This is a genomic window from Prosthecobacter gellanilyticus, from assembly GCF_007992435.1.
Taxonomy (GTDB): Bacteria; Verrucomicrobiota; Verrucomicrobiia; order Verrucomicrobiales; family Verrucomicrobiaceae; genus Prosthecobacter; species Prosthecobacter gellanilyticus.
The window spans coordinates 92,531-115,692 of record NZ_BKAG01000009.1 but is presented as its reverse complement, the minus strand read 5'-3'; the positions used below and the strand labels follow the sequence as shown (position 1 = coordinate 115,692).

General features: G+C 59.0%; 17 protein-coding genes. 14 read left to right on the top strand and 3 right to left on the bottom strand.

The window, feature by feature from the left end; all coding sequences use genetic code 11:
• Positions 1–41: 41 nt before the first annotated feature.
• From BGE01nite_RS08265 to BGE01nite_RS08255, 3 genes are read left to right on the top strand one after another with little or no spacing between them, the layout of a single operon-like run.
• Entirely contained in the window at positions 42–1,160 is a 1,119-nt protein-coding gene (locus BGE01nite_RS08265; RefSeq protein WP_146849966.1) for a coiled-coil domain-containing protein, read from the top strand.
• 47 nt (positions 1,161–1,207) lie between these two features.
• Positions 1,208–1,993, top strand: coding sequence for a hypothetical protein (locus tag BGE01nite_RS08260; protein ID WP_146849965.1), 786 nt, complete (start codon positions 1,208–1,210; stop codon positions 1,991–1,993).
• Positions 1,994–2,031: 38 nt separating this feature from the next.
• Positions 2,032–2,229 (top strand): hypothetical protein, encoded by a 198-nt coding sequence (locus tag BGE01nite_RS08255; protein WP_146849964.1) that lies wholly within the window; start codon positions 2,032–2,034, stop codon positions 2,227–2,229.
• A gap of 98 nt (positions 2,230–2,327) precedes the next feature.
• On the opposite strand, the gene BGE01nite_RS08250 is transcribed toward BGE01nite_RS08255, so the two are convergent.
• Together BGE01nite_RS08250 and BGE01nite_RS08245 are read right to left on the bottom strand one after the other, a co-directional pair.
• Positions 2,328–5,123, bottom strand: coding sequence for a DUF1549 and DUF1553 domain-containing protein (locus BGE01nite_RS08250; RefSeq protein ID WP_146849963.1), 2,796 nt, complete (start codon positions 5,121–5,123; stop codon positions 2,328–2,330).
• 664 nt (positions 5,124–5,787) lie between these two features.
• Positions 5,788–6,657, bottom strand: a complete 870-nt coding sequence (locus tag BGE01nite_RS08245) for a helix-turn-helix transcriptional regulator (RefSeq protein ID WP_146849962.1) — start codon at positions 6,655–6,657, stop codon at positions 5,788–5,790.
• 115 nt (positions 6,658–6,772) lie between these two features.
• Between BGE01nite_RS08245 and BGE01nite_RS08240 the strand changes: the two genes are divergently transcribed.
• The 11 genes from BGE01nite_RS08240 (at position 6,773) to BGE01nite_RS08190 (ending at position 21,499) form a co-directional block, all read left to right on the top strand.
• Positions 6,773–8,368 (top strand): fucose isomerase, encoded by a 1,596-nt coding sequence (locus tag BGE01nite_RS08240; protein WP_146849961.1) that lies wholly within the window; start codon positions 6,773–6,775, stop codon positions 8,366–8,368.
• 114 nt (positions 8,369–8,482) lie between these two features.
• Complete coding sequence (locus tag BGE01nite_RS08235) at positions 8,483–9,391, top strand: dihydrodipicolinate synthase family protein (RefSeq protein ID WP_146849960.1); 909 nt, start codon at positions 8,483–8,485, stop codon at positions 9,389–9,391.
• A 23-nt stretch (positions 9,392–9,414) separates the two neighbouring features.
• A complete protein-coding gene (locus tag BGE01nite_RS08230; protein ID WP_146849959.1) occupies positions 9,415–10,467 on the top strand; it encodes a sialidase family protein in 1,053 nt (350 codons plus the stop codon).
• A 75-nt stretch (positions 10,468–10,542) separates the two neighbouring features.
• Positions 10,543–11,775, top strand: a complete 1,233-nt coding sequence (locus BGE01nite_RS08225) for an SGNH/GDSL hydrolase family protein (RefSeq protein ID WP_146849958.1) — start codon at positions 10,543–10,545, stop codon at positions 11,773–11,775.
• Positions 11,776–11,779: 4 nt separating this feature from the next.
• Positions 11,780–12,973 (top strand): exo-alpha-sialidase, encoded by a 1,194-nt coding sequence (locus BGE01nite_RS08220; RefSeq protein ID WP_146849957.1) that lies wholly within the window; start codon positions 11,780–11,782, stop codon positions 12,971–12,973.
• 36 nt (positions 12,974–13,009) lie between these two features.
• Positions 13,010–14,266, top strand: coding sequence for a hypothetical protein (locus BGE01nite_RS08215; protein WP_218032936.1), 1,257 nt, complete (start codon positions 13,010–13,012; stop codon positions 14,264–14,266).
• 24 nt (positions 14,267–14,290) lie between these two features.
• Positions 14,291–14,968, top strand: a complete 678-nt coding sequence (locus tag BGE01nite_RS08210; RefSeq protein ID WP_146849956.1) for a hypothetical protein — start codon at positions 14,291–14,293, stop codon at positions 14,966–14,968.
• 81 nt (positions 14,969–15,049) lie between these two features.
• A complete protein-coding gene (locus BGE01nite_RS08205; RefSeq protein WP_146849955.1) occupies positions 15,050–16,489 on the top strand; it encodes a Gfo/Idh/MocA family oxidoreductase in 1,440 nt (479 codons plus the stop codon).
• A 64-nt stretch (positions 16,490–16,553) separates the two neighbouring features.
• Positions 16,554–18,149 carry an FAD-dependent oxidoreductase gene (locus tag BGE01nite_RS08200; RefSeq protein ID WP_218032935.1) on the top strand — a complete coding sequence of 532 codons (1,596 nt, stop codon included), beginning with the start codon at positions 16,554–16,556 and terminating at the stop codon, positions 18,147–18,149.
• A gap of 73 nt (positions 18,150–18,222) precedes the next feature.
• Positions 18,223–20,193, top strand: a complete 1,971-nt coding sequence (locus BGE01nite_RS08195; protein WP_170266674.1) for a DUF4838 domain-containing protein — start codon at positions 18,223–18,225, stop codon at positions 20,191–20,193.
• 67 nt (positions 20,194–20,260) lie between these two features.
• The gene (locus BGE01nite_RS08190) at positions 20,261–21,499 is read left to right on the top strand and encodes a polysaccharide pyruvyl transferase family protein (protein WP_146849953.1); all 1,239 of its coding nucleotides are present in this window, start codon (positions 20,261–20,263) and stop codon (positions 21,497–21,499) included.
• Positions 21,500–21,511: 12 nt separating this feature from the next.
• Here the strand turns inward: BGE01nite_RS08190 and BGE01nite_RS08185 are convergent, their stop codons facing one another.
• Positions 21,512–23,065: a glycoside hydrolase family 32 protein gene (locus tag BGE01nite_RS08185; protein ID WP_146849952.1), complete on the bottom strand. Its 1,554-nt coding sequence runs from the start codon at positions 23,063–23,065 to the stop codon at positions 21,512–21,514.
• Positions 23,066–23,162: the final 97 nt, after the last annotated feature.

Below are 23,162 nucleotides of genomic sequence, written 5' to 3'. Positions count from 1 at the left end.
CGGTAGAACAACGCTCTAATTCCCATTTAACTCACACAATCATGGTCTGGAAGATCCTCTCTATTCTCGCCGCCGGCTGCCTCGGCGCCTCCTGCTATTTCGCCTGGTCCAATCAGAAAGACCTTGCCACAGAGCGTGATCGTGAAAGCAGCGCCAAGGCCAACCTGAAGTCCTCCCAGGAACGCAAGAAAGAGGGAGATGAAGCTCTTGTGGTCAAGAAAACAGCCTTGGAAACCGTGCAGAAAGACCTCGCGACCGCGAAGGACGAAACGGTGAAATTTGCCGCTCAGGTGCAGGAAAAAGAGGTCTCCCATGGTGTGATCAAGGGAAACCTGGACCAAGTGCAGCAGCAGGTCACCGCGGTGGAAAAACAGATCGATGACGCCGGTGATATCGAGAAGCTCATCGCCCAGATCGAGAAGCTGAAAAAGGATCAGGCCGAGGCTGAATCCGCAGTCGCCAATCAGGCCCAGCGCTTTGCCGCCGCCCAGGAAGCCTTCACCAGCCTCACCGCCCAGACCGCCAAGCTTCGTGAAGACGAGACTCGTGGCCGTCGCGGCATCGTGGCTCCTGAGTTCACGGCTCGCGTCTCCCAGTACTTCCCTGAGTGGGATGTCGCCATCCTCAACAAGGGCAATACCGGTGGTGTTTTCGCCAACGCCGACCTCGAAGTGAAGCGCGGCAAAAACGTCATCGCCAAACTCAAGGTCAAGAACGTCGAGCAGTTTGGTTCCGTCGCTGAAGTCGTTCCTGGCAGCATCGCCTCTGGTCAGGCCATCCAGGCAGGTGACACCGTCGTCGCCGCCGCCACCCAGTCCGCCTCCACGCCTCCGCCGCCACCCGCTCCTACAGGTGGTTCCGCTCCGGCTCCTGGCGCAGCCCCGGCTGCTCCTGCCGCTCCCGCTGCTAGTGATCCATTCGGCGCTGCCCCAGCCGCCGCCCCTGCTGCTCCCGCCATGAGTGATCCATTCGGCGCGGCTCCTGCGCCAGCCCCGGCCCCTGCCGCTCCTGCGGCTGATCCGTTTGGCGCAGCCCCCGCGCCAGCTCCGGCTCCTGCCGCCCCTGCTGCTGATCCGTTTGGTGCCGCCCCGGCCCCGGCTCCTGGCACGGCTGCAAAACCTAACACGGCTGATCCTTTCGCCCCTGCCCCAAAGCCCTGATCACCGCCTGACGCCCTCCGGATCTTCAAATTTCTGTCTTCCCCTCCATGACTAAAGTACTTTTCATCCTCAGCGCTGTCATCATCCTGGTCTCCGCTTTCTTCGCCTACCAGAATGGCCGTGAGTTCACTCGCGTGCGCACGTCCGTCATCGCCCTTAACAACGACGTCAAAAAGGCTCTCGATGATGCCAACAAGATCGTGAACGACGTGAATGGCGTCGTCACCAACATCGGCACCGTCCAGGGTGAACTGGACGTGGAAGGTGAGAAGGTGAAGAGCCAGAAGCTGAAACTCGCCCAGATCGAAAACGACCTGAAGCGTGACCAGGATCTCCTGGAGTCCAACAACAAGAAGCTCGCTGATCTGCGCCAGAAGCTCGACAAGCTTCCGAAAGGCATGAAGCCTGAGACCATGGTGGAGGAAATCAACTCCATGAAGAAGTCCACCGCTGAACTCCAGGCCCAGGCCGAGCTGAAGAAGAAGGACGTCGTGGCCGAGGAAGAGAAGATGGGCCAGGCTCGCAAGGATTATGAGGAAGTCGTCCGCAAGATCGAAGACCGGAAAAAGTCCTTTGATCGCAACAGCCTCGTCGCCCGTGTGGTGGCCGTGAATGACGCCTGGGGTTTTGTGGTGATCGACGCCGGTCAGAGCAGTGGCATCAATGAAGCCACCAAACTGCTGGTTACCCGCGGCACCCACACCGTCGGCAAGCTCAGCATCATCTCCGTTCAGGGCAATCGCACGGTGGCAAACATCCTTCCGGAAACCGTCGCCAGCGGCATGAGCATCGCCCCAGGAGACCGCGTCATCCTGGAAAACCTGTATCATTGATCCACGAGGAAGCGTATCAGGAGCCATCGCCCAAAGCCATGATTGCCCCCCGCACTGTCTTTTCCCTGCTCTTTCTGCTCGCCGCCGCTTCCTCGATGACTTCCTGTGCATCGAACGAACCCAAACGACGTGAGCGTGTTCCCCCGCCTGTGGCTGATAGCACCATGCCATGGAACCGCCCCGCCAAATGGGAAGGAACCGGCAAATACGGATCCATGATGCAGGGCAGCCGCTGAGCTTCCTGACTCGGACTCCAACAAACCTTCAAACCAAGAACCCGCTGAAAACAGCGGGTTCTTTGCGTTCGGGAGTTCGCTGAAAGCTGCGGAGATCGTCAGTCCACAAACATGAACTCGTTCGCGACCATCAGCACCTGGACGAACTGCTCCCAGACATCGAGCTGGGACTTGGGCTGGGCAGAGAAATCCTTTTCAGCATCCCAGACCTCGGCGGAGGCATCGCCACCCGCGCCAATGGTCGCCGCCTGCTGGATCCGCATGGACCAGAGGAATTGATCGCTGTTCAGCACATCGCCAATATCGACAATGAAGTCCAGCGTCTCCCCTTTCTGAAAAGCCAGGGTGGCAAAGTTCAGATCTGCCGTACCCTGATGCAGCTTGCCTGCGTGCAGCCTTCCCTGCTCGCTATGACTGATAAAAGAGCGGATGCCATCGCCCGAGGCCGGCTCATGCAGCAGGGTGGACTTCACCGCATAGACACCGTCCGCAGGCGCGATCCAGCGCCGCACCACCGCATGCTTGCGGTCATTGCCCGGGTGGCCTCCCGCAGCCGTGATCTGCGCCCAGCCCAGCTCCTTGTTAGGCCATGCTTCCTCCCCCTGCCAGGCACTGCCCGTGAAATGCGGCAGGCGTTTGAACTCCTTCACCCGGCCCTCCGCTTCATCCCACTCGCCGTAGCCATACTGCCAGGACCTGGAATGATCCGCCTCCGCCAGGACCGGCGGCTGTCTCTCCCCCACAAAGCTCAGCGCGGAACCTAGTTCATCCACACTCGGACTGCGTTGGAAAAGGATCTCATAGATCCGCCGGATGCGCGCAGAGGGATCCGCTGACTTCATCTCCGGGCGAATCAGCAGCGCCCTGACCTGCTGCACAATGAAGGGGTGGTTCATCCCAAACAGTGCCTGCTGCGGCACCGTCGTTTCGGTGCGCTTCGGGATGGAAAGATCTGGATTCGCGAAATCAAAGGTGCTCATCGCCGCAGGCAGACTTTCCCGGTCCACCAGAGTGTAGAGCGTCCGGCGCTTGTTGTTCGCTGAAAACAGCGGCTGCGGGTTTCCACCCATGCTCAGATCCAGCTGCCCCGCGGCTGCCAGCCAGGCATCTCGTGCTTCCTCAAAGCTCAGCCGATGCGTGTTCATCCGCCACAGCAGGACGTTGTCAGGATCCACCTGCGCAGCGCCTCCGTCCACCACCCCACCATCACTCCTCTGCTGATAGGTTTGCGAGAGCATGATGAGCCGGTGCATCGCCTTGAGGCTCCAGCCTGAATCGACGAAGCGCTGCGCCAGCCAGTCCAGCAACGCCGGATGACTGGGCGGCGTGCCCTGCTTGCCGAAATCACTCGGCGTGCTCACCAGACCGCGCCCGAAGTGATGCTGCCAGAGGCGGTTCACCATCACCCTCGCCGTCAGTGGATTCAGCGGATCCGCAATGGCCTGCGCAAGCTCCAGCCGCCCACTGCCTTGAGCGAACGGCTTCTGGTCGCCAAAGAGGCTCAGAAACTGCCTCGGCACAGCATCACCCTTCGTCAGCGGATTGCCGCGCGTGAAGATTCGCGGAGTGCTGGGTTTCGCACGATCAGCCAAGATCGTCGCATGAGGTGTCCCGCCTGCGCTATTGATCACATGACGATCCACATCGCCTTGAGCTTTCCAGAGCGCCACAATGGTGCCAGTCGGGAAATACATCTCATTGTTGGAGATATGCTCGTCCGGCACATGGCAGGGTGAGTCAGTGCCATAAAGCACAAAACGCAGTCTCTCCTTCGGGGCATCCGGCAGCGACCTTGCCTTCGGCTCAGTCTTCAACAGCGCCTGCCACTGCTGCTCGATCTCCGTGAAGAGCTTGTCATACCGCTCCGCACACGCCTTCAGCTCCTCCACACTTCCCCTCTCGCGCAGCGCATGCCATTCGGAAAAGACAGGCTCCGCGCGCTTCGCATCTTCCGCCAGCCAGGCCTGCCAGCGCCGCACGATCACAGGGTTCAGATCGTCCGCATCCAGGATCTGGCTGAAGACCTCCTCCGGATACTGCTCCAGATGGAGCTGGGCTTCCAAATGCTCCTTCACCTGTGATCTCGTCATCGCCATGCGCTCCTCACGAGACTTCGTCATGAGGTCTCGATTCTTCTTCTGCAACTCGGCCAGTTTCTGACTGCTCTCGCCTTTGCCACAAGGAACGACAGCCTCCGCGCAGCTTTGGAACACACCATAAAGTGCATAGTAATCACGCGTCGGGATCGGATCGAACTTGTGATCATGGCAGCGCGCACAGGCCACCGTAAGCCCCAGCGTGCCGCGTGTGACCACATCAATGCGATCATCGATGATATCATGCGTCACACCAAGGAAACGCCGCCCCAGGGTCAAAAAGCCCATCGCGGCCAAGTCTGGCGAACCAGCTGGCACCATCTGATCCGCCGCGATCTGTAGGCGCAGAAAGCGGTCATAAGGCATGTCATCATTCAGCGCCTCCACCACCCAGTCGCGATACGGCGAGGCATGCACCCAGCGCTTTTCCTCTCGCGCATAGACATAGCCCTTCGTGTCCGAATAGCGCGCCACATCCAGCCAGTGCCGCGACCACTGCTCACCATAGTGAGGAGATGCCAGCAACTCATCCACCAGCCGAGCATAGGCTTGATCCGAAAGCTCCGTCATTCCCTCAGAAGGCGGCAAACCCGTGAGGTCCATGGTGGCGCGCCGAACCAAAGTGCGAGCATCCGCCCGAGGTGATGGTTTCAAACCTTGTTCGGCAAGCCTCCGCTGGATGAACTCATCGATGCTGCTGCCCTGCACCTTCTTCAACGGCTGAAATGCCCAATGCTCCGCCGCGAAGAGACTCGCGGAGGCCCACAGCGCACCCAGATGGATCATGGAACGGAGCATGACAGGACTACTACGCTGCCCAGTCCCAAACCTTTACCACCACCCCGCAGTCCGAAACCTTGGCGAAAGACTCTCCATCGCCCTGAGCTCCGTAGCCTTGGTGAAGGATCCTCCGATCAAAACAACCTGGATCAGGTTGGATTCACCTGGATTCCCTCAATCCACCTCGAACACCAACACCGCTAACACTCAGGCGCGGCAGCGCCCCCAAAACCCCGGTAGGGATGAGCTGTGCTCGTCCCTAACTCAAACTCACCGTACCCCGCCATCTTCCCGAGGCCCTACTTTTTCCAACCCCGCCCTCGCCCCCTGGAACAACACCCTCGCCCCTGCCTCCACCGACATTAAAATCAGCCGCAGCAGCAGCATCAGTTTCAGCATCAAGAAGACCATCAGATGAGTTCATAAAGGTAAGCGCCCACATGGGCTCCCCACCCTCCACGAACTCCCTCCAACCCCAAGTGACCCAAGCGGACCCTTTGGACACCGCGCCAATCGTACAACCCCATTCCAATGGGGTTGCCCCCTGATCCTCCCCGATTCACCTAACAAACAATAAATCACGAACACACCGCCCCTAGTTCCCGTCCCCCTTTCCGTGTCTTCCGCGCGTTCCGTAGGCCGTCCCCAAAATCTCTCTCCCAAATCATAAATCCCACGCCCCTCACTCCGACCTCACCGCCACCGGCGAACGCCCGCTCCACGCCTTGAAAGCTCGGGAGAAATGCGCCGCGCTCTTATAACCCAACTCCGCCGCCACCGCCTTCACCTGCGCTTCCGGCTGGCGCAGCTTGATCATCGCCTGAGACATCTTCAGCCGCGTCAAACAAGCCAGCGGCGTCTCCGTGTCATAACGTTTAAATAGACGGGTCATGTAAGCCGCCGAGACATGACAGTGCTTCGCGGCCTGCTCGATGCTGCCCAGCACTGGATAGTTCCGCAGTAAATGACCTCGACACCTCAGATACGTCGCATAAGCCGGATCAAATTTCATGGCCGCATGCTGCCGCGAATCCGAGCAAAGTGCCAGTGCATGCTCCAAAGCCGCGCCGGCCACACGCAGCGCCGTCTTGCCACCACGCAGCGCATGATCGATCACCTCTTCTAGCAGTGCTGTGACACGTCCCGCATCCAGCACACGAATCAGCGTTCCCGCCTTCAGTTCCAGATCTTCCAGCAGTGCGGCGGCACGGTTGCCAGAGAGATTGAAAAAGTACTTCACCATCGGTTCGGCATTGTCCGACTGAATGACATGCGGCGTCGCCGGATCATAGAAGAAGGCATGCCCCGCGCTCAGCTCATGCCGGCGTCCCGCCATCGTCACATGCCCGCCACCACGCGCCACAAACTCAAACGCCACAAAGGGGAACTGCCGGCGATCAATCACAAAGTCCGGCGCGCACCATTCGCAGCCCCCCGCCACCAGCATCGCAGCCTCAGCACCAGCCCGCTGTTTCTGGGATTCCTCCACAAAGAACCTCCGCGTGCGCAGCACCTGCTTGGAGAAGTATTCGGCCGTGTCGGAGATTTTCATCGCCCTAGCATCGTCAAAAGGTCAAGAATCGTCAAGAGGCTGCCAAAGATGGGAGCGGGGCATTTTTTGAGAAAGCCCTCCAGCCTCCGTTAACATCAGGCTCATCCATCCGACCATGAAGACCATCCACCTCGTCGCCAGTGGCGACCTCCGCATCGCCGCCAACCAAACTTGCTGGGCTGCCCAAAAAGCCATGGAGGACGGCCTCGCTGTCGCGCTGAAGGCGGAAGGTTCCACGCTGAAGCGCGCCCACCCTTATGACCGCGTGAAGAAGCACGGCTTCATCGACTCCCAGAAGATGGGCATTGAGGTCTTTCGTGGCATTGATCCCGACGCGCCCCTCATCGTCGCCGAAGCCGTGTGGCAGTATTCGCATCACGTGCTGGCCGGACTGACCACGCATCGCGGCCCGATCCTGACCGTGGCCAACTGGAGCGGCCAGTGGCCCGGCCTCGTCGGTCTGTTGAACCTCAATGCATCCCTCACCAAAGCAGGCGTAAACTACTCCACACTCTGGAGCGAGGACTTCACAGATGCCTTCTTCAAAAACGGTCTGCGTGAGTGGCTGCAAACTGGCACGGTCAAACATGATCAAAGCCATGTCCGCGACCTCAACCTGCTGCGCCTGCCCGCCGATGATGACCAAACCGGTCGCGATTTCGCCCGCCGTTTCCGTCATGAGAAAGCCATCCTCGGCGTCTTCGATGAAGGCTGCATGGGCATGTTCAACGCCATCGTGCCTGATCATCTTTTGCATCCCACAGGCTGTTTCAAAGAGCGCCTGAGCCAGTCCACACTTTACGCCGCCATGCGCGAGGTCAGTGATGAAGATGCCGCAGGTGTGCTCGCCTGGCTGCGTCGCAAAGGCCTGCATCTCGATCTCGGCACCGATGAAGCGACACAGCTCACCGAGCCGCAGGTGCTGCTGCAGTGCAAAATGTACATCGCCGCCGTGCGCATCGCGGATGAGTTCGGCTGCGCCGCCATCGGTATCCAGTATCAGCAGGGTCTCAAGGATCTCACGCCTGCCAGCGACCTCGTCGAAGGCATGCTCAACAACGTCGACCGCCCGCCCGTGCGCAGTGCCGATGGCAAACGCGTGCTCTTTGAAGGCGAAGCCGTCCCTCATTTCAATGAAGTCGATGAATGCGCCGGCCTCGACGGCCTCGTGACCTATCGCCTCTGGCGCGAACTCGGCTTCGCTCCCGAAAACACCCTGCACGACCTCCGCTGGGGCGCGACCTTCAAAGGCGACTACGTCTGGGTCCTCCTCATCAGCGGTGCAGCACCACCTGCGCACTTCATCGGTGGTTGGAAGGGCGCCAGCAGCGAGCGCCAGCCCGCCATGTACTTCCGTCTCGGGGGTGGCACAATGAAGGGCGTGAGCAAACCCGGCCACATCGTCTGGAGCCGCGTCTTCGTCATGGATGGCAAGCTCCACGCTGATGTCGGCGTCGCCGAAGTCGTGAAGCTTCCAGACGCCGAGACCGATCGCCGCTGGAAGGAAACCACCCCGCAGTGGCCCATCATGCACACCGTGCTGAAAGGTGTGTCCCGTGACCAGATGATGGCCCGCCACAAGTCCAATCACATCCAGGTCGTCTACTGCCCGAACGAAAAACAAGCCCACCGCGCCGCCCGCATCAAAGCCGCCGCCCTCGCCGAACTCGGCCTCGAAGTCTCCCTTTGCGGCGACGTGAAGCTCTCCTGATCTCAACCCTTGCTTACCACTAATATTCACTAATGGACACTTATGTCAGAGACTCTGAGGCTTGGTCACTAGTGCCCATCAGTGTCCATTAGTGGTTAAAAAAACCTGCTCTATATGTCTGAACCTCTCCGCGGCATCATCCCGCCACTCATCACTCCGCTCAAAGACCGCGACACCCTTGATCGCGAAGGCCTCGAGCGTCTCGTCGAGCATCTCATCAAAGGCGGTGTCTCCGGCCTCTTTGTTCTCGGCACCACCGGCGAAGGCCCCAGCCTCAGCTATCGCCTCCGTCGCGAGTTGATCGAGCATACCTGCAAGCTCACCAAGGGCCGCGTGCCCGTGCTTGTCGGCATTACCGACACCTCTTTCACCGAAAGCGTAAATCTCGCGCGTTACTCAGCGGAAGCTGGCGCCACACATGTCGTGCTCGCTCCGCCCTACTACTTCCCTGCCGCACCGCCGGAGATGCTCGAGTATGTGCAGGATCTCGTCACCGAGATGCCGCTGCCGCTCTTCCTCTACAACATGCCCGGCCTCACCAAAGTAAGCTTCGAGACCGACCTCGTCCGCCGCGCTCTCGACATGCCCGGTGTCTGCGGCGTGAAAGACAGCTCCTGTGACATGATCTACTTCCATCGCTTGATCGAAGTGGCGAAGCAACGCCCCGACTGGAGCGTGCTCGTGGGTCCGGAAGAACTCACCGCCGAAGCCGTGCTTCTCGGTGGTCATGGTGGCATCAATGGCGGAGCCAACCTGCATCCCGAACTCTACGTGAAGATGTATCAAGCCGCCGCCACGCAGGACCTGCAGCGCACCCGCGAACTCCACGCGGAAGTCATGCGCCTCGCCGGTAGCATCTACACCGTCGGCCGACACAAGTCCGCCATCATCAAAGGCATCAAGTGCGCCCTCTCCATCCTCGGCATCTGTGAAGACCACATGGCCGAGCCCTTCCATCGCTTCCGTGATGCCGAGCGTGGCATCATTCGTGAAAGACTCGTGAATCTCGGTTTGATCTCCTAAAAATCCTCTCCCCCCATCCAGCCATGAAATCCCTTTTGTTCGGCCTTCTTGCCACCGCAGCTCCATTGCTCGCTGCTGATCCTGCCATCCTTAAAACCGAGTACATCTACGATACTGGCCCTTATCCGCAGATCCATGCGACGACCATTGTCGAAACACCCACCGGCATGGTGTCCGCATGGTTTGGTGGCACGCACGAAAAGCACCCCGATGTCTGCATCTGGGTCTCACGCCTCGTCGATGGCAAGTGGACCGAAAGCGTGGAAACCGCGAATGGCGTGCAACCCGATGGCACCCGTCATCCAACGTGGAACCCCGTGCTCTTCCAGCCCAAAGATGCCCCCTTGATGCTCTTCTATAAGGTGGGTCCATCGCCCAGCACCTGGTGGGGCGAACTCAAAACCAGCACCGATGGCGGCAAAACCTGGTCCGCCGCCACGAAGCTGCCGAAAGGCATCTTCGGCCCCATCAAGAACAAGCCCGTGCAGCTTGCCAATGGCGACATCCTTTGCCCAACCAGCAATGAGACAGACACCAAGCCCAGCGCCTGGGCCATCTACTTCGAGCGCACCTCTGATCTCGGCAAAACATGGACACGCACCGAGCTTCTACACGATGGTATCAAGGTTGGCGCCATCCAGCCGAGCGTTCTCTTCCTCGGTGGTGACAAACTCGAAGCCGTCGGCCGCAGCAAGCAGGGCAAGGTCTTCCAGATCACGTCTGATGATGCCGGCAAAACCTGGGGCGAAATCTCCCTCACCAACCTGCCGAACCCCAACTCCGGCACGGACGCTGTGACACTCGCCGATGGCCGCCATCTGCTGATCTACAATCACACCGCCAAAGGCCGCAGCCCGCTGAACCTCGCCGTCAGCAAGGATGGCAAGACCTGGGAAGCCGCATTGGTCTTTGAGAATGAGCCGAAGAAGGAGTTCAGCTATCCAGCCATCATGCAGACCAAAGACGGCCTCGTGCACATCACCTACACCTGGCTGCGCCAGAAAGTGAAGCATGTCGTCCTCGATCCCACCAAGCTCACCACCAAGCCCTTCGTGGATGGCGCCTGGCCTCAGTAACAACTGAGATATCAGAGTCTGGGCAGCGAATTCACATAGAGGGATGATTTCATCCACGTAAGAAGGCACTCCACCATGCATCTCCGCCATCTTTTCGCCTCCCTCCTGCTTTCGCTGCCTGTCTTCGCCGAGACACAGCTTCCGCCGAATTCCCGCGTCGCCATCATCGGTGACTCGATCACGGAGCAGAAGCTGTACTCGCGTTTCATCGAGACCTACCTGCTCGCCTGCACCGGCCGCCAAGACATCAAATGCTTCCAGTTCGGCTGGAGCGGCGAGACCGCACAAGGATTCAGCCAGCGACTTGAAAACGACCTCGACGTCTTCAAGCCCACCGTAGCCACCACCTGCTACGGCATGAATGATGGTCGCTATGTGCCCTATGATCCCAGCATCGGCGCGAACTACGAGAAGTGGATGCGCCTCGTGCTGACCAAGCTCAAGGAAGTCGGCGTGAAGAACATCGTGGCAGGCTCACCCGGTGCTGTGGACACGCGCTGGTTCGTGAAGCAGAGCGCCACAGCGGATCAGTACAACGACAACCTCGCCCACCTTCGCGACGTCGACCGCAAGCTCGCCACCGAGTTTCAAACGGCCTTTGCCGATGTGCATGCCGAGATGATCAACGCCATGGGCCCTGCCAAGGCCAAGCTCGGTGCCGATTACGACGTTGGCGGTCGCGATGGTGTGCATCCCGGTGCGAATGGCCATCTGCTCATGGCAGCCGCTTTCCTCAAAGGCCTAGGCCTCGATGGCAACATCGGCGAAATCACCGTCGACATGACCGGCGCCAGCACAGGCAGTGAAGGCCACACCGTCAGCGGCAGCAAAGGCACCGCTGAGATCGAAAGCAGCAAGTGGCCCTTCTATCTCGAGCCAGAAACCCGCAAGATCACCGAGTTCTGCAAATTCAATGAAGAGCTGAACCGCTACACCCTGCGCGTGAAGAACCTCGAAGCTGCCAAAGCCAAAGTGACTTGGGGCACTGAAACAAAAGAGTTCACCAAGGAGCAACTCACCACCGGCATCAACCTCGCCGCCGAGTTCACCAAGTCTCCATTTGATGCACCCTTCATCAAACTCGCGACCGCCGTGAGTGCCAAGCAGGCCTACGAGACCCCAATGATCAAAGCCATGATCACCAACTTCCGTAACTTCGCCAATGATGCAAAGGATGACCCTGAGTTCGCCACCGCACTGAACACGCTGAAGCAGAAGATGATGGCCAAGCAGGAGAAGCTGGATGTGGATGCCCACGCCAAGCTCGTGCCAGTGAAGCACACGATCAAAGTCGAATCCCTCAAGTAATCCCATGAGATTCCTCGCGCTGCTTTTGCTCGTCACCACGGCCTGCCAGGCAGCGCCAGATGCAGAATCACCAGTCATGCTCTCCGGAGCATGGCTGCCATCAGATCCGCATCAACTCGACTTCACCAAGCTTCCCCGCGTGCCAAGCGAGCACGCTGTGGTCAATGATGTGCGTGCCAAAGGCAGCCCGACCGACAAGCTCAACAAAAAGGGCGGCGGCGTGAACCAGCACAACTACCTCGTGCATCACAACGGCCAGTTCTGGGCCATGTGGAGTGATGGCCCCGGCATCGAGGATCGCGTGGGCCAGCGAGTGAAGTATGCCACCAGCCCCGATGGCCTGAAGTGGAGCGAGTCCAAGTATCTCACCCCCATTCCACCGAACTCAGGCCCCGAATCGCCCTACTACGGTACTCGCAAGGACAACGGCATGCGCTACATCTCGCGCGGCTTCTGGAAGCGCGAGGGCGAGCTTCTGGCCCTCGCTTCTCTGGACGAAGCCGCCGGCTTCTTCGGAAAGAGCCTCGAACTTCGCGCCTTCCGCCTAACCAAAGACAACACCTGGGAAGACGCAGGCGTGGTGTATAAAAACGCCATCAACAACTTCCCTCCCCTCAAGCTGCGCACCGGCAACTGGATGATGTCCCGCCGCATGCATGACTACAAGGACACCGGCGTGCACTTCATCGTTGGCGGTGTGAAGTCACTTGATGATTGGCAGTCCTTCCCCGTGCTCGGCACCGCTTCCGAACTGAAAGCCGAGGAGCCTGATTGGTGGATCCTGCCAGACAACAACCTCGCCGCCGTCTTCCGCGACAACCGCCGCAGCGGTTTCCTTTATCGCGCCTTCTCCACCGATGATGGCCGCACCTGGAGCAAGCCCGTGAAGACCAACTTCCCTGACGCGACCTCCAAGATCAGCGGCCTGCATCTCAGTGATGGCCGCTACGTGCTTGTCTCCAACCCCAACCCGAAGAAGCGCGATCCCCTCACCCTTTCCGTCAGTCCCGATGGCCTCGTCTTCACCAAGATGCTCTACCTGGTCGGCGACCGTCACATCGACTACCCGCACGTCATCGAGCACGAAGGCTCCCTCTACATCGCCTTTGCCGGTGGCAAGCAGTCCGTCGAGGTGCTGAAGGTGAAGCTGAGCGATGTAGATGCCACACAGATGCCTTCCGCGCCCTTGCTCAAGTAGCTTCCATGGGCAATCGAGGCTCCATCATTCATCTGCATGAAGCCTCAACTCATCCTTCTCATCCTCGCAGCAGCCCTCATCGGTTCTGCTTCAAGGGCCGACGATGCATCCACGAACATCGAGCAAGCCTGGAATGTCACCTGGAACCGTTTCTATCTTCCCAAGGTCCAGACCTTTGGCGACTACCTCAGCAGCTATGAAAAGGGCAAGGAGCAGTCTCATCTGCCCACCGCCGAAGAGGTGAAGCGCCAGTATCCCAATCCCTGTGGCTACAGCACCGGAATGGAAGACGGCGCCATCCTCGGTGGTGCCATGCTAAGCCTTCTCTGTGATCGCTTCGCAGTCACGAAAGACGAATCACTGCGCGAGAAAGCCGCTGCTGTGTTCCAGGGCTTGCAGCGATGCGTGACCGTCCACGGCGTGCGCGGCTTTGTGGCCCGCAATGTGTGCCCAGAAGATGCCAGGAGCACTTATATCAACTCATCCCGAGATCAGGTCACACACCTCGCCCACGGCCTCTGGCAATACTATCACAGCCCGCTGCCCGATGAGGCCGCGAAGAAGCAGATCCAAAGCGTCCTCGCCGATGTGGCCGAGCGCATGATCGAGTTCGTCACACCAGAGAACGACTATGACTTCTGCCGCGCCGATGGCCAGCGCTGCCCGCTCGGCATCTGCCGCATGTGGAACGTGCAGCCCCACGAAGCCGCGCGACTCCCCATGATCTACGCCGCAGCCTGGGACGTGACCCGCAACGAACGCTACCGCGAGCAGTGGAGAAAGTATGCCGCTGATGCCATCGCCCAATCCGCCAACCCCGGCGAGCAAAAGCCCGCCTATGCCCTCTTGCAGATGCAGTGCTCATTGGAAGTGCTGCATGCCTTAGAACCTGATGCTGCATTGAAGGCCACTATCCTCGAACGCATGAAGTATGTGCGTCAACTGGCCGCCAAGCGCTTCAAGAGCGTGCTCTCAAGCCTGGCCAAGAAGACTCCTGAAGAGATGCTGATGCTCGGCCCCGACTGGCGGAAAGTCCCGGTGTGGAAGAACCAAAAAGGTTACCCCAATCCACAGTGGGGACCTTATCGCGAAATCTGGCATCTCACACGCGAGGCCGGTGAGTCCAGCCTCATCCTGCTCATGGGCGAGGCCGGCACTCTCTCGAGTGAAGAGCAGACAGCGTTGAAAGACCTCATCGCCCACTTCGATTACCAGCATAACTCCAGTTGCGGCATCATCTACCACCTTGCCGCTTACTGGAAAGCACGCCGCCATCAGATGCTCACTCCGTGAGATTTGTCCCCAACCTGAACACGAATGAAAATCACACCTCTCCTGATCGCGATTCTTGCTCAAATTATCCCGGCATTCGCAGACACGCCTGCACCTCCAGCCACCCTGATCTGCCAGCCAGATCAGCTGATCGCCGTCGAGAAGTTCGACCGCCCAGAATCCTTCGCCAAAGAAAAGCAACCCGGCACAGACGGGTGGCGCGCAGGCATTGGCACCTGGAGCATCAAGGGTGGTGCTGCCTATGCCCTTCAAGAAGCCCCGAGCGAGAAACGTCCCAATGGTCATGAAGCCGTCTGTGAGCATCTGGTGGATCTCGGCGACCTTGTCCTCACCGGCGAGTTCAAGCTTGGCGCCTCACCACAGATTGGTTTCGTCTTCCGTGACAATCACCAGCCTAACCATCACCAGGGTCGCGTGGTCATCACGCCCACCGCCATCTGGATTCAAAAGATGAGCGGCATCGCCAAGGAGACAAGGCGCGAGGAACTGAAGAAGATCGAGGTGAAGCTCGATCCCAACACCTGGCACTGCATCATCCTCGAAGTCTGCGGTGACAAGTTCATGGCCCGCATTGACGACCACGTGCTCGAAGCCACCCACGAGCGTTTCAAGGATCGCAAAGGCCGTGTCGGCATGGTCGCGAAGGCCGAAGGCGCACAGTTCCGCAATCTCACCCTCTGGAGCGCGAGACCAAAGTCTTGATCCTTGGCGCCCGCCTTATCTTCTGGCGTTTTTTCTGCCAGAAACCTACCCTGATTCTCTTTTCCTCTTTCTCACTGAACCATGAAAACCCCTGAAGCAGCCCCAAGCTCATCCCGTCGCCGTTTCGTCAAGCAATCCGTCGCCGCAGGCCTCGGCTTTAATTTCATCCCCGCCTATCTCACCAGCGCACGCGCGGCGGACAATCCCAAGCTGCCACCAAGCCGCCGCATCAATCTCGGCTGCGTCGGCATCGGTGGCCGTGCCGGCAGTGTGATTCCTGGACTCACCGCAGCAGGTTTCGCGGTGCCAGTGGCCTTCACAGATGTGGACTTTGCCATGGGCAAAGGCATCGAGAAAAACCTGGGCGCCTTCCCCGACGTGAAGCGCTTCGGCGACTTCCGCGAGATGCTGGACAAGATGGGCAAGGACATCGATGCCGTCAGCGTGGTCACCCCCGACCACACCCACTTCACCGCCGCCATCAGCGCCATGGCCCTGGGCAAGCATGTGTATGTGGAGAAGCCTCTGACGCACACCTTTGAAGAGGCGGAGATCCTCATGCGCGCCGAGAAGAAATTCAAGGTGGTCACTCAGATGGGCAATCAAGGCCACACCTCCGCTGGAGCCGAGCAGTTTAAGCAGATGCTCGCCGCAGGCCTCGTGGATGACATTGTGAAGATCGATGCGTGGAAGTCCCCTTCCCTCTGGTTCATGAACGCGGAGGAGCGCGCCAAGGTGAAAGGCTATCCGACCGAAGAACCGAAGCCCCAATCGCTCAACTGGGACCTCTGGTGCGGCCCGCAAGAAGTAAAACCCTTCAGCAAAATGTACCACCCCTTCAACTGGCGCGGCTTCCATCTGTATGGCGGCGGCATGTTTGGCGACTGGGGCGCGCACATCATCGATTTCGCCCATCATCATCTGAAGCTCGGCCTGCCCACTCGCATCACGCCTCTCGCGCTCGGAGACTACAATCAGATCGCCTATCCGCTGTACTCCGACATCCGTTTCGAGTTCCCTGAGCGCGGCGAAAAGATGCCCGCCGTGGAACTGCACTGGAAAGCCGGTGGCGATACCAAGATCGAGATCCCGGAAAAGTTCGGCGACCCCGGTGCGGACGGCAAAGTCTTCATCCCGAATCCCGGCAACACCGGCTCCCTCCTGCATCGCAAGCAGGGTGACTACCTCGTCCAGCGCGGCTCGCACGACCGTCATTCACAGATCTATCCGCGAGCCAAGATGGTAGAGAACAAGGACACCATGGCTCTCCATCCGCCGAAGTACAGCCACTACGAAAGCTTCATCCAGGCCTGCCTGGGGAATGGCACCACCGAATCACCTTTCAGTGTCTCCGGCCTGCTCACTCAAGTGCTGAACCTGGGCACCATCGCCGAGTATCTGAATGTCGATCTGAAGTTCGATCCTGCCACCAAGCGCTTCATCGGCAACGAGGAAGCCAATGCTCGTCTCTCCGGCCCTGCTCCACGCGCCGAGTGGGCAGATTGCTACAAGCTTGCCTAACCACCCGTGTATCATTGCGAGCCGCGAAGGACCGTTCCTTCGCGGCTTCTCTATCTCTAAAGTGATGCGAACGATCGTCTCTCTTTTCACCATCCTTGTTCTCATGGTCGGCCGATCATCCGCTCAGGATGTTGTCATCTATGGCGGCACGCCAGGAGGCATCGCGGCAGCGATTTCCGCAGCACGCCTCGGGCACGAGGTCACGCTGGTGGAGCATCATCAGCACCTCGGTGGCATGACCACGAGCGGCCTCGGCAAAAGTGACATCGAGAACCGCGCCATGATCGGTGGCATCTTCAAAGATTTCGTCGCAGGTGTCCTGGGGCACTACGTGAAGACCTACGGTGCCGAGCATGAGAACACGAAGCTCTGCCAGGACGGCTACTATGCTGAGCCACATGTCGCGGAGAAGGTCTTTGAGGCGATGATCGCCAAGGAGCCCAAGATCAATGTCATGAAGGGCTGGCTGCTCAAATCAGCACAAGTCCATGAGAACAAGCTGCGTGGCATCACCATCGTAAATCGCAAAGACGGAACCGAAAAACAACTCGAAGCCAGAGTCTTCATGGATGCCACCTATGAAGGTGATCTTTATGCCGCTGCTGGCGCCAAGTATCGCCTGGGTCGTGAATCAAAACAGGAGTTCGATGAGCCGCATGGCGGTGTCGTTTACTTCGACTACCAAGCTCATGAGTTTCTTCCTGGCAGCACTGGCGAGGCCGATGACCGCCTGCCCGCCTACACCTATCGTCTCTGCCTGACCAAAGATGCCGCCAACTCCGCGCGCATGACCGAGCCGCCAGCAGGTTATGACCGCAAAGACTACCTCGGTTACTTTGATGATCTCAAAGCAGGCCGTCTTGCGGGACCGAGAGTCTTCAAGGCCGGTCGTGGCTACAATCCCAAGCATTTCGACACACTGGTGCGCGCTTTGTCAGTCGCGGACATACCCAACAATAAGTGTGACGTGAACATCAATCCCCGTCCCCTGGCCTTCCCCTTCTGTGAGGAGAACCGCGGCTACATCGAAGGTGATGAAGCCACGCGAGAGCGCATCCGCCAGCGTCATCGCAGCCTCGTGCTGGGTTTGCTCTGGTTCCTGCAAAACGATCCCGAAGTGCCGGAAGCGCATCGCGCGCTCGCGAACGAGATGCACCTGCCCAATGATGAGTTCACGGACAACGCTCACTTTCCCTGGCAGCTCTATGTGCGCGAAGGCCGCCGACTCATCGGCGAATACACACTCACCGAGCACGACATCACCGGTAAAGGCCAGGAGCCGAAGCATCATGAGGACAGCATCGCCGTCGGCGAGTTCCCCATCGACAGCTTCCCTGCCCGCAAGCGCCAGCCCACCGACACCATCGTGCTGGAAGGCTATCTCGGCATGCTCGACTACATCACACGTCCCTACGAGATCCCGTATCGCATCATGATCCCGGAGAAGATCGATGGCCTCATTGTTCCCGTCGCCGCCAGCACCACGCATGTGGCCTTCTCCAGCATCCGCATGGAGCCAACCTGGATGGCTCTGGGACAAGCGGCAGGAGTCGCGGCTCATCTGGCCATTCAAAACAAAGTCGAGCCGCGCAAAGTGCCTGTTGATGAATTGCAGACCAAGCTCGTCAGCCAAGGTCAGGTTCTCCGCCACAGTCATTGAGTGGCTTTGAATGAGGTCGTTGAACAAAGCAGATAAGATTTTTGTTCTGTATCGTTTCGCTCGGACCAACCCTATGAAAAGCTGCCTCCCCCTGCTGCTGGTGATCTTTGCTGCTCAGCTTCATGCCGCTGAATTCGTGCTCGTTTCCAAGGAGGTGGCACCGCCCCCCATCATCGTCTTCAAGGATGCTCCACCACGAACACGCGAGGTCGCGAACGTGCTGGCAGGTTACATCAACAAGATCAGTGGTCAGAAGCCAGCCGTCCAGGAAGGCGAGCCCTCACCTCTTCCAGAGAGAGCCATCTGGATTGGCTTTCAACCCGCCATCAAACCTCTATTTCCCAATACGGACTTTGAGTTCAAGCATCCTGAGGAGATACTGATCACGGCCAATGAAAAACATGTGGTCATCGCCGGTCGTGACCGCTGGGATCCGACCAAACTGGACATCGAGACTCGCGAAGGAGTGATCAAAGGCAAGCAGCAGGAGTACGGCACCATCAATGCCGTGTATACATTTCTTCAAGATCAGCTCGGTGTGCGCTGGTTTTGGCCTGGCGAGCTCGGCGAAGATGTGCCGAAGAACGAGCGCATCGTGATCAGCACACCTCTGGAGCATCGTCATCACCCGCAGATCCGCTCTCGCGGTGGCGTGTTTAATTTTTCAAGCCTTGGCAATCGAGGCTATGGCGCATCCCACGAATGGACGATGCTCCAGCGTCTGCAACTCGACTCCTTCGCAATCGAAGGTGGTCATGGCTTTGCTGACTGGTGGGACAAGTATCATGACAAGCATCCCGAGATCTTCGCGCTGCAGCCAGACGGCACGCGCAGCGGCTTCCCGACACCACGCACGGCGAAGCTCTGCATGAGTAATCCCAAGGTATGGGAGCTATGGCTGGAGAGCGTGGCAGAGGATCTCAAAAGCGATCCACACCTCACGATCTTCAATGCCTCACCCAACGACAGTTGGTCCAGCGGCCATTGCGTCTGCGCCAACTGCTCAGCCTGGGATCATCCGGATGGCGAGTCACGTGTGTTCAATTGGTTTAAGCACAACGAAAAGCGTCCCGCCACCAGTGATCGTGATTTGACCTTTGCCAACAAGCTCGGCGAGCTTCTAAAACAAAAGTATCCAGGTAAAGATTACCGCGTGCTAATGCTCAGCTACGGGCATTCGCGTCCCGCACCAGTCAAGGCACGGCCTGCGGACAATGTGATCATGTCCATCGTCGCCAACTTTTTCGGTCGCGCTGGTCTGGTGGATCGTGGCTCGACACGTGGGGACACTTATCGCCAGCAGTTTGAGGCTTGGTCAGGCATCGTGCCAGCCATGCTCTGGCGGCCCAATACCGGCAGCCCGGCAGGCTGGCAGCAGGGACTGCCAGATATTCACATCGCGCAAACCGTGCGTGACTTGAAAGATGTGGCTGCCGCCCACTGCGAGGGCATCTACATTGATGGTGTGTGGGAGCATTGGGCCACTCAGGGACCGCTTTATTATGTGATGGCACAGCTCGTCTGGAATCCGGGGGCTGATGCGGATGTGATCCTGAAGGACTACTACCAGCGCGCATTCGGCCCCGCCGCAGATTCCGTGCGCGAGTATTTTGAAGCACTCGAAAGAGAACGCATGGCCTTCACGGCGAAGAACCTTGAGCCGGAAGTGTTCGAGTTTCCGAAACTCTACACCGCCGACGTCTTGAGCGCTGCCCAGTCCAGGCTTGATCGCGCCGCAGCAGCCGCGCCAGCAGATTCCATCTATGCCAGACGCGTCGCCTTCATTCAGACCGGCCTCACCTACACGCGCATGATGGTGGAGACCATTACCCTCATGGATCGCTACTGGCAGAAGAAGGATGAAAGCATTGCCGCACAGGTAAAGGCGAACTGGCAGGCCATCGAGAAGCTCACCGCAGTTCATCCTGCTGCCATCAATTGGAAGGCCGTGCGCCCCATCACGCCACGCATGGCGGGCCTGCATCCAGACAGCGCGAAGCCGAAGCCCAAAAAGAAGGCCAAGGCCAATGATCTCGACTTGTGACCGGGCCCTGCGAGAATTTTGACGTCCAATCTTCTGCGCCGCGCGACTCTCTCCCTAACAACCTGCCATGAACCGACGTCACTTTCTCCACACCTCCCTTGCCGCCAGCCTCGCCCCCATCACCACCATGGCGGCGGCTAAGGGCCGCAAGCCGCGCATCCTCCTGCGCAATGGCTGGCAGAGCCAGAACATTGGCGATATCGCCCATTACATGGGCATGATGGAGCTGCTGAAGCTCCACGGCATCGACGCCGAGGTGCGCTTCTGGGCGAACAACATGGAGAACGGCGCTTCGGAACTCTTCAAGAAGCACTACCCCGACGTGCCCGTCTTTATCAAGGATCAGGAGAGCATCGACAAAGCCTTCAAGGAGTGTGATTTCTTCATTCATGGTTCGGCTTCCGGCTTCGGTGCATGGAAAGACGCCAAGCGCTGGCATGAGGAAACCGGCAAACCTTTTGGCGTCATGGGCATCTCTATCACCGACTCTGGAGAGCAACTGATGGCCACGCTGAAGAAGGCGAGCTTTGTCTACTTCCGCGACGGCATCTCAGCCAAACGCGCGACCGAAGAGTTCGGCTTCACTTCACCTCCCGCGATGGGCTGGGGACCTGACACCGCCTTTGGCATCACGAAGCTTCGCAACGAAGAGAAGGCCACCGCCTATCTCAAGGAGCACGGCCTGGAGGAAGGCAAGTTCCTCTGCTGCATCCCACGCTACCGCTGGACCCCATTCTGGACGCTGCACAAGGATCGCCCTGTCGACAAAAAGAAACTCGCCCGCAGTGAAGAAATGAAGGAGCACGATCACGCTCCCTATCGTGAGGCAATCATCCGTCTCGTGCGCGAGGCCGGTGTGAAGGTGCTCGTCACCCATGAGGATCAGACGCAGATTCCCCTCGGCAAGGAAGTGCTCTACGATCCACTTCCTGAGGACGTGAAAAAGAACGTCGTCTGGCGTGAGACCTACTGGCTCACGGATGAGGCTCTCAGCATCTACGTGCGCAGCCTTGGCCTCTTTGGTAATGAAATGCACAGCCCCATCATGTGCATTGCCAATGGCATCCCTGCCATCGTCGGCCGTTGGGATGAGCAGACGAACAAAGGCTTCATGTGGCATGACATCGGCCTGAACGAATGGCTCTTCACCATGGATGACGAGGCGCGCATCGCCCAGATTCCAGAAACGATCCTAGCCCTCGCCAAAGATCCCGCTGCGGCGAAAGCAAAGGCTGAGAAGGCCAGGCAGGTCGTGCTGGCGAAGCAGAAGGAACAGTTCGCGACGCTGAAGAAGGCGATGGCCTAACCATTCATGCTTTTACTTCCCTTCGTCTGGCAGCCACACGCGGCTCTTTTGAGCGTCGCGGAAGCCTTCATTCGTCGGCTTGATCTTCCAGATCTCCACCTTCTTGAGATCGGTGGCCTCGCCGATGACGAAGGCATCCAGGCCGCGTTTGTTGCCGTGCTCAAGATGCGCGGCAACCGCTGACTGGCGGCCATTGGCAAAGACCTCGACGAGGTAGTTGTCGATGAAAATGCGCAGTTCCACGTCTTCACCAGCAGGCAGATCCGCGACCGCAAACGGAGCTTCGGTGGAGCCGACACGCAGCGTGCCGGTCTCAGGGCGCAGCAGCACTGGCAGGCCACCACCTTTGCCATCCGAGAACAAGGTGAAGCCCAGTAGCTTCCGAGCCGCCTGCTCGCGTGCGATGGTGATACGAACCTCTGCCGAATTTCCGGGGAGCTCGGCAAGGCGTTGCAATTGCGGCGCTGCGCTGGGCGGCAGTTTGCCGCGGAAGCCGGTGACGGGGCTCGCCAGTTTCACGTCATTGATCGTCACCAGATCACTGCGCTGTCCTTCCAGCTCTCGCAGCGGCTGGATGCGCAGGATGCCATCCGCCGGCAGCGTCAGCTCACGCGGCAGGGATTGAATGGTCCTGTTCAGCAGCTTCTGCTGCGGTGCCAGCGAGGTGAGCCAGGACCACATCACGCGACGACCATCCGGCGTCAGCACACTCTCAGGCGCAAAGAAATCCGTGCGGCTGAAAAGGCCCCACACGGGCTGCTGATCGCTCCGCCAGTTCATGCGTACGTGCTTCTCCGGCACGAACTGCTCCTTCTTCGCATCCCAATCACCGATGTAATAGCGGCAGCCCAGCGGATGGCTGATGCAGAGCAGCACCCACTTGTTCCCCAGCTTGAAAAAGTTCGGGCAAGACACGTCCTCGCCGATCGTGACATCCGGCATATCGTGATGGAGGAAGTCACCGATCAGCGTCCAGGTCTTGAGATCCTTCGACTTGAACACCGGAGGTTTCACACCGCCGGAGATCGCATAGTAGGTATCGCCGATCACGAAGCAGTCAGGATCCCAGTGGGTGACATTGGCCTCACTGCCATCGGCATTCTTGATCTGCAGTGGAAAAGGCTTCTCCCAAGCCGAGAGCGCATTGTCCTTGGCAATAGCGATCTGGTTGCGGTCCGAGCCTCGACCATGATAGATCGCTGCGGGCCTGCCATCCAGCGTCATGAATCCCGTGCCGCTGAACATGCCATGCCCCGTGAAGGCAGGCTGTAGTTTCGTCGTTTGCCAGCGCCAGTGCAGCATGTCATCACTGGTCACGTGAACGAAGGAAAAAGACTCCTCATTCTTCCAGGGATGGCGCAGGATGTAGTGCAGATGACAGACACCATCGAGATAGAAGGCCGGATTCGGATCCCCCGGACTGCTGGGGCCACCTGGATGCATCAGATGGTAGTTCAGCACCCACTCCTCCTCCGGTTGAATTCCCGGAGCCGCCGGTTGCGCTAGCAAGGGCGCGGCAGTGAAGATGAACCATGCGGAGGCGATCCTGGTGAACGAGTTCTTCATGGGAGTGAGAGGCACCTGGTTGCTGGCACCATCGCCTAAACGCGGCCTTCTTCCTAACCTATCGTGTCACGGAAAAGACCACCAGAAACGCCGCAAC

What these genes read in the sequence shown, in the direction of transcription:
- BGE01nite_RS08220 (WP_146849957.1), top strand. Translation starts at nt 11,780, where the DNA reads ATGAGATTCCTCGCGCTGCTTTTGCTCGTCACCACGGCCTGCCAGGCA.
- BGE01nite_RS08200 (WP_218032935.1), top strand. Translation starts at nt 16,554, where the DNA reads ATGCGAACGATCGTCTCTCTTTTCACCATCCTTGTTCTCATGGTCGGC.
- BGE01nite_RS08235 (WP_146849960.1), top strand. Translation starts at nt 8,483, where the DNA reads ATGTCTGAACCTCTCCGCGGCATCATCCCGCCACTCATCACTCCGCTC.
- BGE01nite_RS08205 (WP_146849955.1), top strand. Translation starts at nt 15,050, where the DNA reads ATGAAAACCCCTGAAGCAGCCCCAAGCTCATCCCGTCGCCGTTTCGTC.
- BGE01nite_RS08260 (WP_146849965.1), top strand. Translation starts at nt 1,208, where the DNA reads ATGACTAAAGTACTTTTCATCCTCAGCGCTGTCATCATCCTGGTCTCC.
- BGE01nite_RS08240 (WP_146849961.1), top strand. Translation starts at nt 6,773, where the DNA reads ATGAAGACCATCCACCTCGTCGCCAGTGGCGACCTCCGCATCGCCGCC.
- BGE01nite_RS08245 (WP_146849962.1), bottom strand. Translation starts at nt 6,657, where the DNA reads ATGAAAATCTCCGACACGGCCGAATACTTCTCCAAGCAGGTGCTGCGC.
- BGE01nite_RS08225 (WP_146849958.1), top strand. Translation starts at nt 10,543, where the DNA reads ATGCATCTCCGCCATCTTTTCGCCTCCCTCCTGCTTTCGCTGCCTGTC.
- BGE01nite_RS08190 (WP_146849953.1), top strand. Translation starts at nt 20,261, where the DNA reads ATGAACCGACGTCACTTTCTCCACACCTCCCTTGCCGCCAGCCTCGCC.
- BGE01nite_RS08265 (WP_146849966.1), top strand. Translation starts at nt 42, where the DNA reads ATGGTCTGGAAGATCCTCTCTATTCTCGCCGCCGGCTGCCTCGGCGCC.
- BGE01nite_RS08195 (WP_170266674.1), top strand. Translation starts at nt 18,223, where the DNA reads ATGAAAAGCTGCCTCCCCCTGCTGCTGGTGATCTTTGCTGCTCAGCTT.
- BGE01nite_RS08185 (WP_146849952.1), bottom strand. Translation starts at nt 23,065, where the DNA reads ATGAAGAACTCGTTCACCAGGATCGCCTCCGCATGGTTCATCTTCACT.
- BGE01nite_RS08230 (WP_146849959.1), top strand. Translation starts at nt 9,415, where the DNA reads ATGAAATCCCTTTTGTTCGGCCTTCTTGCCACCGCAGCTCCATTGCTC.
- BGE01nite_RS08255 (WP_146849964.1), top strand. Translation starts at nt 2,032, where the DNA reads ATGATTGCCCCCCGCACTGTCTTTTCCCTGCTCTTTCTGCTCGCCGCC.
- BGE01nite_RS08215 (WP_218032936.1), top strand. Translation starts at nt 13,010, where the DNA reads ATGAAGCCTCAACTCATCCTTCTCATCCTCGCAGCAGCCCTCATCGGT.
- BGE01nite_RS08250 (WP_146849963.1), bottom strand. Translation starts at nt 5,123, where the DNA reads ATGCTCCGTTCCATGATCCATCTGGGTGCGCTGTGGGCCTCCGCGAGT.
- BGE01nite_RS08210 (WP_146849956.1), top strand. Translation starts at nt 14,291, where the DNA reads ATGAAAATCACACCTCTCCTGATCGCGATTCTTGCTCAAATTATCCCG.